The organism is Actinomyces denticolens (assembly GCF_002072185.1).
Classification (GTDB): Bacteria; Actinomycetota; Actinomycetes; order Actinomycetales; family Actinomycetaceae; genus Actinomyces; species Actinomyces denticolens.
Window position 1 is genome coordinate 1 of the sequence record NZ_MVIW01000001.1, and the last position, 14,842, is coordinate 14,842.

Genomic DNA, 14,842 nt, shown 5'->3' on the forward strand with positions numbered 1-14,842 from the left:
GGGCGTGGCGGCGCGCTGATGAGGCCGAATGTCGTGCCAGCGGCGGTGAGCCGACAACCAGGCCGACACGGTTCGGGCGGTAGCGCACGGCGCGCCCGAGGGTGGCACGATAGGACAGCATGCGGGGACCTCGCATTCAGGGGAGCTTCTTTGGTCAGAACCCATCCTGGATGCGCTTCCCGCGTGCACCCCCACACGACACGCACCCTCCCCCAGCATCCCAACGATCAGGCCGGGCGCACGCCCCACCCCGGTGAGAAAACCTCATCGATCACGGCCACGGCCGGTTCGACGTCGGTGACGGTGGCGGCTCGGGCATCCCGATTGCTGGTGGACACGGAGGACGGGGATGTGGATTGCACGGGGTTCGGGATCCCGTGGGTGCCGGGGGCTCCGGAGGGATCGTCCGACTGCACGGTGGTGTTCACCCGTTCGAGCGCTCGCCGCCAGGGTGGGGTGACGCCGGTGGACGTGTCGGTGTCGTATGCGGCCTCGTACACCGCCTCGGATAGGACCGGTGGCGAGTTGGGGCGGGCCTCGACCAGCTCTCAGGCACTGATTCCTGTCGCCGAGGTCCAGGCCGTCAACGTGACCCCCACTGGGTGATGAGGGCCTGGACGTGTATCGAGTGTTGAGAACGGGAAGGGGTGGACTGCGGTGGCGCAGAATCAGAAGCGGGTGGCGATCGGTCTTGTCCGTGATGAGTTGGAGGACATCCAACGTGATCTGGGCACGAGTGCGGCGATGGTGCCTTCGAAGGCTGAGCAGCTGACGGAGGGGCTGGGTGGGTCGGGCAGCGTGTGGCAGTCCGAGGTCGCCCAGACGTATCACGATGAGTTGGTGGTGCTGGAGGATGCGGCCTGGGAGGTCAACGCCGTGGTCAGCAGGGCCGGTGAGGCCTTCGATGGAGAGCCGGTTCAGGTGGACGATGATGATAAGGCCTTGCGGCACCGGTGGTTGGCGGATCATCCGGGGATCGTGGGGCGGGCGGTGGTGTCCCATGTATTCGGCTGACGCGGCTCGTGGGGCTGATGTGTCGGAGCTGCATGATGTGAGGTGGTTGCGGTGACCTATGTGTATTTGAATGAGAGGGCGACCCCGGATCTGATCGATGGGTTGAACGCGTATGCGGGCAGGATGAGTGATTGCCAGGCCGATGCCGTTGAGGCGAACGCCGCCGCCGGGAGTGTGGTTGATCTGGGCGTGCTGGATCTGGACTCGTTGGCGGAGAAGGTCAAGGGGTACGCAAAGGGGCTTCAGGATCGTCTTGATGCGGCGATCGCGGCGAACTCGTCAGGGATAACCTTCGGTCAGGGTGGCATGATCGCCTACTACATCCCGGACGGGTACGAGGACACCGCGGGCAACGCGCGGCACTTCAATACCGATACCATCAATCGCGCCAACGCCGATGCCGCCACATTGAGGGGTCTGCACGAGAATGGTGGCACGGCTGAGTAGTGGAACGCCGCACAGGCCTCGATCGCTGAGATGAAGGACGATCCGCACTACTCGCAACTGCTCGTCCAGGGTGTGGGGATTGAGACCTATCTGGCCCTTCCGATCGACGCCCAGAAGGCCTATTGCGCTCAGGAGGATCTGTCGGATGGGACGCCGGGGGAGTACAAGCCGAAGACCGACAAGGACGGTAAGGACCTGGACGTGCTCGTCGCCACCCTGGGCTGCGGTCTGGCTGGAGCCTCGCGCGGTGACACAAATGGCGATCTCGTTGAGCAGGTGGTCACTGCTTATGACCACAACCACAATCTGGCCTCGGGGCTCGACGCTAAGATGTCGGTCCCGCAGGCGGAGTACGATACCACTTTCATCGTCGAACTCGCCGAGCGGATGGAGGAACGCGTCGACGCCTCTGCCGTGTACTTCACCCCTACTGTCGGCCCGGGCGTGAAACCGGATGAGTACTTCGTGGGAGCCTCTACCAACCCTATGGCGGGTCCGTTGTCCGCCATGGGGAACAACCCGGAGGCGGCGCTGGAGTACTTGGCGCCCTCGGATAAGAACCCGGCGATGGTGGTGGGCCCGGACGGCACCCTGACGGTGCCGCTGGAGGGCAGCGAGTACGACCCCAATGCCAATCGCTTGACGTCCACCGGGCGTCACACCACTGGCAGACAGCGCATGGACCTGCTCTTGAGCATGAAGGACACTGATAAGGAGGCCCTGACGGCGGCGCTGTCCGGGGTGTCGGCCAACCGCGGCGACGACAACGGCGCAGTCGACCACCGCGCCACGTGGGCCAGCGGATACGCCCTCAAGACCATGCAGGATTGGGACATCCGGACGATGGATGCCGGCGCCAAGAGGAACATCGGCACCTTCGTCATCAACTTCGGTGGCGAGCTGACGAACATGGGAGGAGAAAAAGATTCACCGACGTATCGTGCGGATTGGAAGACGGCGACGATTCCCGACTCGGTGATCCCGGCCGATCAGCAAGGAAAGGCGATCGACGCGCTCATCAAGGGCATCGTCGATGATGATGATGCCGTCTCGGCGGCCGGTCAGGGAGCGTTCAATTACTCTCAGCGCTGGGCGGACAAGGAGGCGAAGCATGAGTTGACCGACTAGCCCGGCCAATCTGATGCCGAGAGGAACAGGGAGGCCCAGAACGGCATGCATGACGCGTATTACGGGGCTCGCCAGTCCAGCGGGCATATTGATCTGGTCGCCAATAAGGAGAACGCCGACAGGAAGGTCGATGCCGCCAATAACCGCGCCCGGGCCAGTGCCGCGTTCTCGGCGCTGAGCTCATTCGGCGGCCCGTACCTTGCCCCGGTGGGGAAGGTGGGGGCGATCGGTGCCACGCTCGCCGGGGTCAGCGACTACTCCACCGTGGTCGACTCGGGGTGGAGCCGTCTCATTACGAGGCGAGTATCATCCAGACCGCCGCCCGCAACGGCCTCATCGACGACTCCGTCATCCCCGCGAGTTCGTGGTGGGACCCGGATACGCGGACGGTGTCGATCAGTGATTCGCAGTTGAGGAGTGATTTTTCAGCAGTGGTACGAGGAGAATAGTGATGAGATAGGCCTGGAGGATTCTCTCAGGCATATGGATACGGAGGCTGTTGATGTGCACTGAGCGCCCGGTAGGCGGCCCGGGTTCGGGCCGGGGTCAGGGTGAGGAGGCTGGAGGTGGCGCGCCGATCTGGTCGAAGGGTCTTTTCGTGGGGCGTCGCGTGGAATGGGGCGTAGTGATCCTCATCGTCTGCGTGTTGGCGGCCGCCTCGTTCATCCATTATTTGAAGTACGGGCGCGAGGACGAGCCGGCCGTCCCGGAGACGATATGTGACGGCCTGCTCAATGTTGAGGAGATCAGCAGGCTCGCCCACGGTCCTGTTGGGAGCGAGGAATATCATAAGCTCGGCAACGGGGACGAGCTGTGTACCGCGAAGCGTCCGCTCGAACCCGGCAACAAGCACGGCTCCCCCCGTGGCCTGTTTACCTATGAGCTTCAGCGGGTCTACTCGAGGAGCGTCACCTCGTCTGGCCCTCGGTACAAGCCGGGTGGTGGTGTCAAGCTTCGTGTCTCGTCGCTTGATGCCTCGATCGCCGGGGGTGAGGAGGGGGTTGCTCGGATCGATCCGCCTGTGGATGGTGAGGGGGATGCGTTCCTGTGGTGCCCGCCCAACAACGAGGCGGAGCAGTGCCTTGCCATTTGGTTCACTGAGGACTTCATCCTCGTGGTGCGCTTCAACAACCCCGCCCACTCCGATCCCGAGGGCCTGGGAGATGGGCCCACGAGCTTCGGTGAGATCTGGAGCCTCCTTCCCGACCTCATGGACTACGTCGGCACCCGCGTGGTCGAGGCCGGGCCGCCCTCGATCTGGCGCAACACCCCACCGCCCTCACCAACCACCGCTGATCCCGAGGCCACCGCTTCCGACGGGCCGGACGCGGTTCCATCCGACCCCGCATCGCGGGCCCCAACACCGAGCGGCGAATAGGTCCCGAGTCGAGCAGCCTCTGCCCGTGAGGCGCGGCGAGGAGTCCGGGGCCTACGCTGGAGGCGTGCCCACGACCGCCATCCCCGCCGAGGAACGGCAGATCAACCTCCTGCTCGCCCTGCGCGCCACCCGCACGGGCCTGACAGCCGCCCAGATCATCCGGGACATATCCGGCTACGACCCGGCCGGCGGCGCCACCGCTGCCCGCATGTTCGAGCGGGATAAGGAGGCCCTGCGCGAGCTCGGCATCGACATCCTCACCGAGGGCCCCGCCGATGCCGTCCGCTACCGCATCGAGGAGGACGACTACGCCCTGCCCGCCATCCACCTCGACTCCGCCCAGGCCGGCGCCATCGCCCTGGCCGCCTCCGCCTGGTCCGACGGCGCCCTGCCCGCCGCCGCCCGCCGGGCGCTCACCAAACTGCGCGCCGTGGCCGAGACGGGCAGCAGCGCCCTACCGGACCTCACCGTCGACCTCGCCGGCCACGAGATCCCCCTGACGCTGCTGACCGCCATCGAGGACCGCCGCGCCGTCACCTTCGACTACGCCTCCTCCTCACCCGGCAGCTCCGGGGCCACGCGGGCCCGTCGGGTCGAGCCCCATCGGATCGCCCGTCTCGAGGGTGCCTGGTACCTCGACGCCCGGGACCAGGACGCCGGCCGGCCCCGCAGATTCCGCCTCGCGCGCATCCTCGGCCCCATCACCCCCATCGGCCCTGCGGGCGCCTTCGAGCCACCGCCCCCCGCCGCCCCCGAGCCCAGGACCGCGCGGCTCGCCGTGCTGCCCGGGCGTGCCCTCGGCCTCAGGGCCCGAGCACAAGATGCCCCGCCCGACGACGCGCCCGGTGAGCGGTGGCAGGGACGCGAGCTCATCCGCGTCCCCTACGCCGATCCCTTCAGCTTCGCGGGCGCCCTGGCCGCGCTCGGCGACGCCGTCGTCGTCCTCGGACCCGCCGACCTGCGCGAGGCCGTCCTCGCACACCTGCGCGGCGCGGCCGGACTCACGGCCGATGCCGTGACCGAGGGGGAGGACTGACATGGCCCGCACCCCCGCCGCCGCACGCCTCGTCCGCCTCCTCGCCCTGCCCGCATGGGTCGCGGAGAACGACGGCGCCACCATCGCCGAGGCCGCCGCCCACTTCGAGGTCGATGAGGACACGATCCGCCGCGATGTGGGCACCCTGTGGGTCTCCGGCCTGCCCGGCGGCCTGCACGACGACCTCGTCGACTTCTCCGCGACCGCCTGGGAGGCGGGCCGTCTCAGCCTCAGCCAGGCCCACGGCCTCGACCGCCCCGTGCGCCTGTCCCACGAGGAGGCCGTCTCCCTCCTGCTGTCCCTGAGGGTGCTGCGCGGCGTTCTCGGCGCCGACGCCGGGGCCGCCACCGCTCTGGGCGGCGCCGAGAGCACACTGGCCTCCCTGCTCGGCCCTGCGGCGCCCCCGCCCGACGACGACCCCCTCGGCGCGCCCGGGGCTCCCAACGGGCCGGGCTCTCCCGGCGAGCCCGGCCCTGTCGGCCCCGCCTCAGAGGCGGACCCCACGACGATCCTCGCCCAGGTGCGCCGCGCCCTCGACGAGGGACGCAGACTCCACCTCTCCTACGTCTCGGCCACCGACGTTCCCTCCGAGCGCGACGTCGACCCCATCGCTCTGCGCTCCGACGGCTCCATGCTCACCCTGACCGCCTGGTGCCTGACCGCCAGGGCCGAGCGGAGCTTCCGGCTCGATCGCATCCTGTCCGCAAGCGTCCTCGACACCCCGGGCACCGCCCACCGGAGGCGCCGAAGCCCCCAGGGCCGCAGCGCCGGTCACGATCAGGATGAGATCGAGGCCCCCACGGCCGAGCTCATCCTCGAGCCCACCGGTCGCTGGCTCATCGAGCAGCTGCCGCGCACCCGCGCCGAGATCCTCGATGACGGGGCCATCCGCGCCGTCGTCGAGGGGCGGGACTGGGACTGGCTGCGAGGCCTCGTCCTATCCACCGGGCGCCACCTGCGCTCCGTCGCCCCCGCGCACCTGGCCCGGAGTTCGCGCGAGGCCGCCCTCGCCGCGCTCGATGCTTACGCCGACGGTGGAAACCCCTCAGCCTGAGCGAAGCGGTGAACGGGGCGCTCATCCGGGCCCGCTACACTCGGGGGCGATCAAGTCGCGCATCGTCAAGCGGAAGCAGGAATCATCATGGGAGCCCTCAAGCCCTGGCACTGGATCGTGCTGCTCGTCGTCATCCTCCTCGTCTTCGGGGCCGGCAAGCTGCCCGAGATCGCCTCGAGCCTCGGCCAGTCGATGAAGGTGTTCAAGAAGGAGGTCAAGGAACTCCGCGAGGACGACGCCCCCGCGCAGATCCAGCAGCCCCAGCAGGGCACCTACTACACCCAGCCCACCCAGCCGGGCCAGGCCGCCCCCCAGCAGAACGCCGAGGGCACCAACCAGCAGTAGAGCCCGACGCCCCGGAGCGCACCCACGGATCCGCCCGGATCAACGCCGCAGCAGCGGCCCACCACACCCGCCGTCGCAGGAAGCAGCTCATGGTCACCGTGCCCAAGGCCTCCAAGGCCCGCCGCAAGGACAACCCCGAGGCGCGCATGTCCATCGGGGACCACCTGCGCGAGCTGCGCAACCGCATCGTCATCTCGGCGATCGCGATCGTCGTCGGGTCGATCGTGGGCTACTTCCTCTACGACCCCGCCTTCGCCCTCATCACGCGCCCCATCTCGCAGGCGAACGCCAAGGGCGCCAACCTGTCGCTCAACTTCGGCACGGTGCTGTCCTCCTTCGACATCCGCCTGCGCGTATCGATCTGGCTCGGCTTCATCCTCTCCTCGCCCATGTGGATGTATCAGTTCTGGGCGTTCGTCGGCCCGGGCATGACGCGCAAGGAGAAGCGCTACGCCTGGCTGTACTGCGGCATCGGCGCCCTGCTGTTCCTCGCCGGCGTGGCCCTGGGCATCTGGATCCTCCCGCACGCCATCGACATCCTCACCGGCTTCATCCCGGCCGGGGCGACCACCGGGTTCATCGATGCCAGCCCCTACCTCTCCTTCGTGACGCGGATCATCCTGGTCTTCGGGCTGACCTTCTTGCTCCCCGAGGTCCTCGTGGCGATCAACCAGCTGGGGCTCGTCAAGGGTCGCACCCTCCTGCGCGGCTGGCGGTGGGCCGTGGTGGGCATCGTGGCGCTCATGGCCGTGGCCAACCCCCTGCCCGACCCCTGGTCGATGATCTTCATGTCCATCCCGATCATCGGCCTGTACTTCGGGGCCTGTGGAATCGCCATCGCCCACGACAACCGCCTCGCCAAGCGCCGCGCGGCCCTCGATGCCGAGCTCGACGCCGCCCTCGCCCGTCCCTCGCGATCCGCGATCGAGGCCGGGCCGGAATCGGCCTCCTGAGCCGCGCGCTCCCGATGCCGATGACGCCGCCCCGCCTCCCGGACACCGCCGCCTCGCCCGCGGAGCGCTACGCCGCCGCCCGCCGCCGCCAGGCCGACGCCCGGACCGAGCTCGCCGTCTTCGCCGCCGGGCTCGACTTCGAACTCGACGACTTCCAGGTCGCCGGCTGCCAGGCACTTGAGCGCGATGAGGGGGTTCTGATCGCCGCGCCCACCGGGGCCGGCAAGACCGTTGTCGGGGAGTTCGCCGTCCACCTGGGACTGGCCAAGGGCCTCAAGACCTTCTACACCACGCCCATCAAGGCCCTGTCCAACCAGAAGTATCTCGACCTGGCGCGCCGCCACGGCACCGAGCGCGTCGGCCTGCTCACCGGCGACACCTCGATCAACCCCCACGCCGACGTCATCGTCATGACCACCGAGGTCCTGCGCAACATGCTCTACTCGGGCTCGAAGGACCTCGAACGCCTCGGCTACGTCGTCATGGACGAGGTCCACTACCTCGCCGACCGCTTCCGCGGCCCCGTGTGGGAGGAGGTCATCATCCACCTCGCCCCCGAGGTGCGGGTCGTGTCCCTGTCCGCTACGGTTTCCAACGCCGAGGAGTTCGGGCAGTGGCTCGGTGAGGTGCGGGGGAGCACCGCCGTCGTCGTCTCCGAGCACAGGCCCGTGCCCCTCACTCAGCACATGATCGTCGGCCGCAGGCTCCTGCCCCTGTACTCCCACAGCCAGGCCGCCTCCGTGGCCGCCCTGGAGGATGCCCGAGGCGACGGCGCCCCGCCGGCGGACTCCGCCCCGGCTCTCAATCCCGATCTCGTCAAGGCGGTGCGCGCCGCCCAGCGGGCCGCGGCCGAGGGCGCCGCGTCGAAGAGCCGCGGCGGGGACGGTCCCCGGCACTGGAAGAGCGGTGGGCGAGCCCCCCGGCGCGGTGCGGGGGGCGCCCGGCTGGGGCGCCTCCGCCCGCCCTCCCGCCTGACCGTCATCAGCGCCCTCGAGGAGGCCGACCTCCTGCCCGCGATCGTCTTCGTGTTCTCCCGGGCGGGCTGCGAGGCGGCCGTCGGCCAGGCGATGGCCGGGGGAGTGGATCTGACCACCCGGGAGGAGACCGAGGCCATCCGGGAGATCATCGACCGCCGCACGTCCGCCATCCCCGCACGGGATCGAGGAGTCCTCGGCTTCCACTCCTGGGCCTCGGCGCTGGAGCGAGGCGTGGCCGCGCACCATGCGGGCCTGCTCCCGGTGTTCAAGGAGACCGTTGAGGAGCTCTTCAGCGCGGGCCTGGTCAAGGTCGTCTACGCCACCGAGACCCTGGCACTCGGCATCAACATGCCGGCGCGCACGGTCGTCCTGGAATCGCTGCGCAAGTGGAACGGCTCCGCCCATGTCACCCTCAGTCCCGGCGAGTACACGCAGCTCACCGGTCGCGCGGGGCGGCGGGGCATCGACACCGAGGGCCACGCGATCGTCCTGGCCGCCGACGACGTCGAGCCCTCCCTCGTCTCCTCGCTGGCCTCCCGGCGCACCTACCCGCTCGTCTCCGCCTTCCGCCCCACCTACAACATGGCGGTCAATCTGCTGGGCCGCACCAGCCGCGAGCGGGCGAGGGAGGTCCTGGAGTCCTCCTTCGCCCAGTTCCAGGCCGACCGGGGCGTCGTCGAGCTCGCCGCGCAGGCCCGCCGCAAGCGCCGCGGCCTGGAGGAGCTCGAGGCCCGGATGAGCTGCCATCTCGGGGACTTCCGCGAGTACGCCGCCCTGCGCCAGGAGATCGCCGAGGCGGAGGCGGACCTGTCCAGCGAGCGCCGCTCGGCCCGCCGCGTCGAGGCAGGGCGGTCCATGGCCTCCTTGCGGCGCGGCGACGTCGTTGTCTACCGCAAGGGACGGCGCTCCCGGCACGCGGTGGTCCTCTCCGGCGGGGAGGACCGCACCGGGGCCCCGGCGCTGACCGTCCTGGGCGAGGACGGGCGCGTGGTCACCCTCAGCCCGGACACCTCGCCCGACGGCGTCATGCGGCTGGGCTCCCTGCGCGTGGCCAGCAGTGTGGACGTGCGCCGCCGCGAGCACCGCGACCGGCTCGTCGGGCGCCTCATCGACGCCATCCGCTCAGGCACGCTCTCCGAGGCGCCCGTGCGCAAGCGCCGCCGCACCAGCCCCGCCCAGCGGCGCGGCGAGGCGGACGGCCGTGCCCAGGCGACCACCGCCGAGCGCATAGAGGACCTGCGGCGCCGGTTGCGAGCCCACCCGTGTCACGGCTGCCCGGACCGCGAGGAGCACGCCCGCGTGGGACGCAAGTGGGCCAGGGCCCGCGCCGAGGCCGCCCGGATCATGTCCCGCATCGAGACTCGCACCGGCACGATCGCCCGGCTCTTCGACGCCGTCTGCGAGGTCCTCCTGCAGCTGGGCTACCTCGAGCCCGCCGAGGAGGGGCGCCCCGAGGCCGAGCTGCGGGTCACGAGCGCCGGGCGCCTCCTCGCCCGCATATACGCCGAGAGGGACCTCCTCATCGCCGAGTGCCTGCGCTCCGGGCTCTGGGACGCGCTGGGGCCGGCCGAGCTCGCCGGGGCGGTCTCGGCCTGCGTGTACGAGCCGCGCCTGAGCGCACAATCCCTGGGCCTGCCCGTCTCCCCGGACAGCGGGCTGGGGCAGGTCCTGCGCGGCGAGCTGCGGATCTCCCGGTCCATCAACGACCTGGAGGGCCTGGGGCGCATCGCCCACTCGCCGGGTGCAGAGCCGGCACTGGCCGGGGCCGTGGCCGCCTGGGCGCGGGGAGCCGGGCTGGCCGAGGTCCTCGACGCCACCGATATGACCGCCGGGGACTTCGTGCGCTGGGCCAAGCAGCTCCTCGACGTTCTGGGCCAGCTCGCCGGACTCGTCCCCGAGCCCGGCACCGATGCGCGCGCCGCCGAGGCGCTGACCGCGCTGGCGCGCACCGCCGCCGAGGCGAGCCTCGACGTCGGCAGAGGGGTGGTCGCATGGTCCGGGGTGTGAGCGTCCGCGCGGGCACTGGTCCGGGCCGGGGGGAGCGCCTCGCCCGTGCACTGCGGGGGATGATCCTGCCCACGGCCTGGGCGAGCGCCTCGGGCCTGGCCCTCACCTCGGCCTTCGCCCCGCTCAACTGGTGGTGGGCGGCACCGGTGGGCGTGGCCGGGCTCGGCACCATCGTGCGCGGGCGGACGTGGGGGAGGAGCGCCTGGCTCGGCTTCGTCGTCGGGCTGGCCTTCTTCGCCCCCCTGCTCCACTTCACGGTGCCCGCCATGGGCAACGCCCTGGGCTGGGTGGCGCTGACGATCACCGAGGCCGCCTACCTCGCGCTGCTCGGCGCCGCCTGGTCCTGGGTCAGCGGGCTCGGGCCGCTCGACGACCGGCGCGGAGAGGACCGCGAGGATGGCGGGGACGGCGTCCCGGGATGGCACGGCGCCGCAGCCCGAGTGGCCGCCCTCGCGGTGCTGTGGGCCGCCGTCGAGGAGCTGAGGTCCTCCTGGCCCTGGGGAGGCTTCCCCTTCGGGCGCCTCGCCTTCGCCATGGCCGACTCCCCGCTCCTGCCCCTGGCCTCCATCGGAGGCGTCACCGGGCTCGGCCTGCTCGTCGCGCTCATCGGCGCCCTCCTGGCCGAGGCCGCCCGCGCCCTGCGCCACGGCCCGGGCCTGGGGGCGCTGGCCGCCGTCATCGCCGCGGGAGCCGCCGCCGTTGCGCCGCTGGCCATTCCCATGCCGTCCCGGGCCGAGTCCGGCACGCTGCGCCTGGCCGCCGTCCAGGGCAGCGTCGCCGACGCGCAGGACTCCTACGATCGCGCCCTGGAGGTCACCGGCAAGCACGCCGATGAGACCACCCGTCTCGCGGGCGGGATCGGCCCCAGGGCCGTCGACGCCGTCGTCTGGCCGGAGAACGCCGCCGACCTCGACCCGCGCGACCACTCCGCATCCGCGCAGCGGATCGACCGGGCCGCCCGGGTCATCGGCGCCCCGATCCTCGTCGGAGCGGTCAAGTACGAGGACGACGCGCGCTACAACGACCTCCTCCTGTGGTCCCCGGGCACCGGGGCCGGTCCCTACTACCGCAAGCACCGCCCCGTGCCCTTCGCCGAGTACGTCCCCCTGCGCCCCTGGATCAGGCGCGTGACCACGCAGGTGGACCGCATCGGCGTCGACATGCTCCCCGGGACCGGCCCGACCACCCTCGCCGTGCCATCGGCCTCCCAGGGGCGGGACGTGCCACTGGCCATCGGCATCTGCTTCGAGGTCGCCTACGACGATCTCCTGCGCGACGCCGTCCGCCAGGGCGGCGAGGCGATCATCATCCCCACGAACAACGCCAATTTCATCGGCACCTCGGAGACCGGCCAGCAGATCGCCCAGGGCCGGGTGCAGGCCGTCGCCCACGGCCGCGCCGTCCTCCAGGTCTCCACCACCGGCACGACCGCCGTCATCAGCCCTCGAGGGGTCATCGAGCAGGAGCTCCCCGACAACGAGCAGTCCTCGCTCGTGGCCGATCTTCCGCTGCGGACCACGCTGACCATCGCCGACCGGCTGGGCCGCCTGCCGGCCATACTCGTCCAGGCCGCTGGGGCGGCGCTGGCCATCGCCGGTATGGTGTCCGCTGGACGACGGCGCTGGGCGGCCCGCGCCCCGCGCGCGCATGCGGCTACCCGCCGTCGCCAGTCAGGCCCGGCGCCCACGGCCGGGCGATCATCGACCACACGGAGGAAGCGCACGTGAAGGCACTCGTCGTCATCCCCACATACAACGAGATCGAGTCACTGCCCGTGGCCCTGGATCGAGTGCGCGAGCACGCCCCGGCCGCCGACATCCTCGTCGTGGACGACAACTCCCCGGACGGCACCGGTGACCTCGCCGATGGTCGTGCCGCTGCGGACGAGCAGATCCACGTCCTGCACCGCACCGAGAAGAACGGCCTCGGCCCCGCCTACCTCGCCGGGTTCTCCTGGGGACTGGGCGCAGGCTACGAGCTGCTCGTCGAGATGGACGCCGATGGCTCCCACCGCGCCGAGGACCTCGCCCTGCTCATCCAGCGCGCCGAGATGGCCGACGCCCCGGACCTCGTCATCGGCTCGCGCTGGGTGGCCGGGGGAGCCACCGAGGGGTGGGACGCCAAGCGCGTGGCCCTGTCCCGCGCGGGCAACCTCTACATCAACGCCATGCTCGGCCTGCGCGTCAAGGACGCCACCGCCGGCTTCCGCGTCTACCGCGCCGACCTGCTGCGCCGCATGGACCTATCGGCGATCGAGGCCCTCGGCTACGGCTTCCAGGTGAACATGACCAAGCTCGTCGACGAGGCCGGCGGGCGCATCGTGGAGATGCCCATCACCTTCCTGGAGCGCGAGGCCGGCCAATCCAAGCTCAGCGGCGGCATCTTCACCGAGGAACTCGCCCTCGTCACCCGCTGGGGTGCCGCCAAGCGGGGCGCGCAGCTCGCCGGCCTCGTCTCCGCCGCCGCCCAGCGCCTGCGGGGCAAGTGAGCTCGGGTCCCGACTGCGCGGGCACGGGATCCGTCGTCGGGGCCACCGAGGTGCGGTGGCGCGCCTGCGCGAGTACGGCGGCGGAAGAACAGGCGCGGCCGGGCCGGCTCCTCATGGGAACCGCCCGGCCGCGCCTGTCTCTTCGGGGCCTTGCTTCGGGGGAGCTCAGAAGCGCTCGCGATAGATCTCGCCGGTGCGCAGCATCTCCAGGCGCTCGTCGAGGAGGACCTTGAGCTCGTCCATCTCCCGCCGCTCCAGGAGCATGTCCCAGTGCGTGCGGGGGGCCTTCTTGGGCTCATCGGACTCCGGCTCGTCCTCCTCGCCGCGGCGCACCGCGGGAAGACCGCACTCGGGGCACTCCCAGACCTGGGGGACCTCCGCCTCCATCGCCATGGGGACCACCGTGACATGCGCCTCGGGGCACTCGTAGGTGATCTCCTGGCGCTGGACGAACTCGACGCCCTCCTCGGACTCCATCGACTTCGCGCCGATGGTCATGCCTCGCAGTGCGCGGTCTGCCATGCCTGTGCCTCCTGGGTGCGGTGAATCGGGGCGCCGTCCCGCCCGATCACCGCGCGGGTGAGGGGCCAAGGGGGCGGTTGGCGCCGTGGACCTCAACACGGGGAGGGCCGGGAATGTTCCCGGGCCCCGTCGGGCCAGGCCACATCATAGCGTTCGCGGGCGCGCGGCCTCATCACGTGAGATGCTGCGGTCATACCCTGAACGAATGGCTGGAGGAGGCCCTGATGTCCGACGCCATGACAGCCCTGCAGCCCACGGCGCGCGGATCACGGGCGCGCCTGCGGCTCTGGCCCGGGCGCCGCGCCGAGCCGCTCGGCCTGTGCCTCGTGGTCCCCGGCCTGGGCTACACGGCCTCCATGCCGCTGCTGTTCTGGCCGGCAACCGCCCTCACCGAGGCGGGATGGGCGGTCGTCGCCCTGGAATGGGACGAGCCGCCGGGCAGCCTGGAGGAGCTGGAGAGCCAGGCCCACTGGACGCGGTCCGCGTCCAAGCGCATGACCGGCCGGGAGTCGCCGATGATGATCGTCGGCAAGTCCTTGGGCACCCGGCTGGCCCCCTGGGCCGAGCGCGAGGCGATCCCGGCGGCCTGGCTCACCCCGATGCTCGACGACGAGGCGATCCTCACCACCCTCGAGCTCGGCAGGGCGCCCGCGCTCGTTGCCGGCGGGACCGCGGACCCGGCGTGGCGCGGTGGGCCCCGGCCCCGGATGGACCTGGAGGTCCTGGAGTTCCCCCAGGCGGATCACTCCCTGCTCATCGCGGGCGACTGGCAGCGCTCCATGCGCGTTCAGAACCGCATCACCTCGAGGATCCTCGATCTGGCCGCCAGGGTCGTCGCGCGGGGCTAGCGGCCACCGCCGTCGAGTTCGTACTTTCGGTGACGAGCTCGTCCTCCCACCCACCGAACTCGTCACCGAAAGTACGAACTCGCATCCGGCATGGGCGGTGGGACTCGCAGTGCCCGGCTCATGAGGGTGAGGTCGAGGAGGCGCCCGTGCTTCTCGCCCGCGGCTGGGATCGTGCCGACGACTACGAATCCGTGGCGCTCGTGCAGATGGATGGAGATGTCGTTGCCCGCCTCGATGGCGGCGATCATCGTGCGGTCGCCCGCACGCCTTGAGGCGTCGATGAGCGCGGCGAGGAGCCTTCCGCCGACGCCGCGGCCCTGGGCGGTGGGGGAGAGGTAGACGGAGTCCTCGACGGTGCGCGCGTAGCCCTCGTAGGCGCGCCAGGGCACGGCCACTGCGAAGCCGATGATCCGGTCGTCGTGGGGAGGGATGCCATCGCCCGTGCCGGTCCCGGGCGGGTGCCGCTCGACGGCGACGAGCGCCGTGCCGCGCGTGACGGCGGGCTCCAGCCAGGCGACGGCCTGCTCCGGCGTCTGCTCCCGCTCGGTCCACACGGCCAGCGTGTCGCGCACCGCCGCATTGCGAATGCCCCTGATGCCCGCCGCGTCGTCGAGGCTCGCGGCCCGGATGATCATCATTCCCGCA

The 14,842-nt window shown here is 70.9% G+C and carries 13 protein-coding genes and 1 pseudogene; 11 read left to right on the forward strand and 3 right to left on the reverse strand.

Going from position 1 to position 14,842, the window contains the following annotated elements:
- Positions 1 to 227: 227 nt before the first annotated feature.
- Positions 228 to 500, reverse strand: a complete 273-nt coding sequence (locus B1H55_RS00005) for a hypothetical protein (protein WP_073451987.1) — start codon at positions 498 to 500, stop codon at positions 228 to 230.
- 157 nt (positions 501 to 657) lie between these two features.
- Between B1H55_RS00005 and B1H55_RS00010 the strand changes: the two genes are divergently transcribed.
- From B1H55_RS00010 to B1H55_RS00060, 10 genes and pseudogenes are all read left to right on the forward strand, one after another.
- Positions 658 to 1,014 (forward strand): hypothetical protein, encoded by a 357-nt coding sequence (locus tag B1H55_RS00010; RefSeq protein ID WP_077241111.1) that lies wholly within the window; start codon positions 658 to 660, stop codon positions 1,012 to 1,014.
- 60 nt (positions 1,015 to 1,074) lie between these two features.
- Positions 1,075 to 2,589: pseudogene (locus tag B1H55_RS00020) on the forward strand (DUF6571 family protein).
- 625 nt (positions 2,590 to 3,214) lie between these two features.
- Positions 3,215 to 3,967 carry a hypothetical protein gene (locus B1H55_RS00025; protein ID WP_080461493.1) on the forward strand — a complete coding sequence of 251 codons (753 nt, stop codon included), beginning with the start codon at positions 3,215 to 3,217 and terminating at the stop codon, positions 3,965 to 3,967.
- 64 nt (positions 3,968 to 4,031) lie between these two features.
- Positions 4,032 to 5,003, forward strand: a complete 972-nt coding sequence (locus B1H55_RS00030) for a helix-turn-helix transcriptional regulator (RefSeq protein ID WP_073451976.1) — start codon at positions 4,032 to 4,034, stop codon at positions 5,001 to 5,003.
- A gap of 1 nt (position 5,004) precedes the next feature.
- Complete coding sequence (locus B1H55_RS00035; protein WP_077241112.1) at positions 5,005 to 6,057, forward strand: helix-turn-helix transcriptional regulator; 1,053 nt, start codon at positions 5,005 to 5,007, stop codon at positions 6,055 to 6,057.
- 87 nt (positions 6,058 to 6,144) lie between these two features.
- The gene (tatA, locus tag B1H55_RS00040) at positions 6,145 to 6,402 is read left to right on the forward strand and encodes a Sec-independent protein translocase subunit TatA (protein ID WP_073451972.1); all 258 of its coding nucleotides are present in this window, start codon (positions 6,145 to 6,147) and stop codon (positions 6,400 to 6,402) included.
- 89 nt (positions 6,403 to 6,491) lie between these two features.
- The gene (gene tatC / locus B1H55_RS00045; protein WP_073451970.1) at positions 6,492 to 7,355 is read left to right on the forward strand and encodes a twin-arginine translocase subunit TatC; all 864 of its coding nucleotides are present in this window, start codon (positions 6,492 to 6,494) and stop codon (positions 7,353 to 7,355) included.
- Positions 7,356 to 7,375: 20 nt separating this feature from the next.
- Positions 7,376 to 10,339 (forward strand): DEAD/DEAH box helicase, encoded by a 2,964-nt coding sequence (locus tag B1H55_RS00050; RefSeq protein WP_073452047.1) that lies wholly within the window; start codon positions 7,376 to 7,378, stop codon positions 10,337 to 10,339.
- Positions 10,336 to 12,066 (forward strand): apolipoprotein N-acyltransferase, encoded by a 1,731-nt coding sequence (gene lnt, locus B1H55_RS00055; protein WP_307190202.1) that lies wholly within the window; start codon positions 10,336 to 10,338, stop codon positions 12,064 to 12,066. The genes B1H55_RS00050 and lnt overlap by 4 nt, the downstream gene beginning before the upstream one ends.
- Entirely contained in the window at positions 12,063 to 12,827 is a 765-nt protein-coding gene (locus tag B1H55_RS00060) for a polyprenol monophosphomannose synthase (protein ID WP_077241113.1), read from the forward strand. Before lnt ends, B1H55_RS00060 begins: the two co-directional genes overlap by 4 nt.
- Before the next feature lie 165 nt (positions 12,828 to 12,992).
- Here B1H55_RS00060 and B1H55_RS00065 read toward each other — a convergent pair whose 3' ends face one another.
- Positions 12,993 to 13,349 carry an RNA polymerase-binding protein RbpA gene (locus B1H55_RS00065; RefSeq protein ID WP_073451961.1) on the reverse strand — a complete coding sequence of 119 codons (357 nt, stop codon included), beginning with the start codon at positions 13,347 to 13,349 and terminating at the stop codon, positions 12,993 to 12,995.
- Between the two features lie 224 nt (positions 13,350 to 13,573).
- On the opposite strand from B1H55_RS00065, the gene B1H55_RS00070 reads away from it, so the two are divergent.
- On the forward strand, positions 13,574 to 14,197 hold the full coding sequence (locus tag B1H55_RS00070; protein WP_077241114.1) for an alpha/beta fold hydrolase: 624 nt from the start codon (positions 13,574 to 13,576) through the stop codon (positions 14,195 to 14,197).
- Positions 14,198 to 14,259: 62 nt separating this feature from the next.
- Here B1H55_RS00070 and B1H55_RS00075 read toward each other — a convergent pair whose 3' ends face one another.
- Entirely contained in the window at positions 14,260 to 14,835 is a 576-nt protein-coding gene (locus B1H55_RS00075) for a GNAT family N-acetyltransferase (protein ID WP_077241115.1), read from the reverse strand.
- Positions 14,836 to 14,842: the final 7 nt, after the last annotated feature.

Excerpts from the sequence above, each read along its gene's own strand:
- B1H55_RS00070 (WP_077241114.1), top strand. The coding sequence starts at position 13,574 with ATGTCCGACGCCATGACAGCCCTGCAGCCCACGGCGCGCGGATCACGG.
- B1H55_RS00065 (WP_073451961.1), bottom strand. The coding sequence starts at position 13,349 with ATGGCAGACCGCGCACTGCGAGGCATGACCATCGGCGCGAAGTCGATG.
- tatC (WP_073451970.1), top strand. The coding sequence starts at position 6,492 with ATGGTCACCGTGCCCAAGGCCTCCAAGGCCCGCCGCAAGGACAACCCC.
- B1H55_RS00075 (WP_077241115.1), bottom strand. The coding sequence starts at position 14,835 with ATGATGATCATCCGGGCCGCGAGCCTCGACGACGCGGCGGGCATCAGG.
- tatA (WP_073451972.1), top strand. The coding sequence starts at position 6,145 with ATGGGAGCCCTCAAGCCCTGGCACTGGATCGTGCTGCTCGTCGTCATC.
- B1H55_RS00035 (WP_077241112.1), top strand. The coding sequence starts at position 5,005 with ATGGCCCGCACCCCCGCCGCCGCACGCCTCGTCCGCCTCCTCGCCCTG.
- B1H55_RS00050 (WP_073452047.1), top strand. The coding sequence starts at position 7,376 with ATGACGCCGCCCCGCCTCCCGGACACCGCCGCCTCGCCCGCGGAGCGC.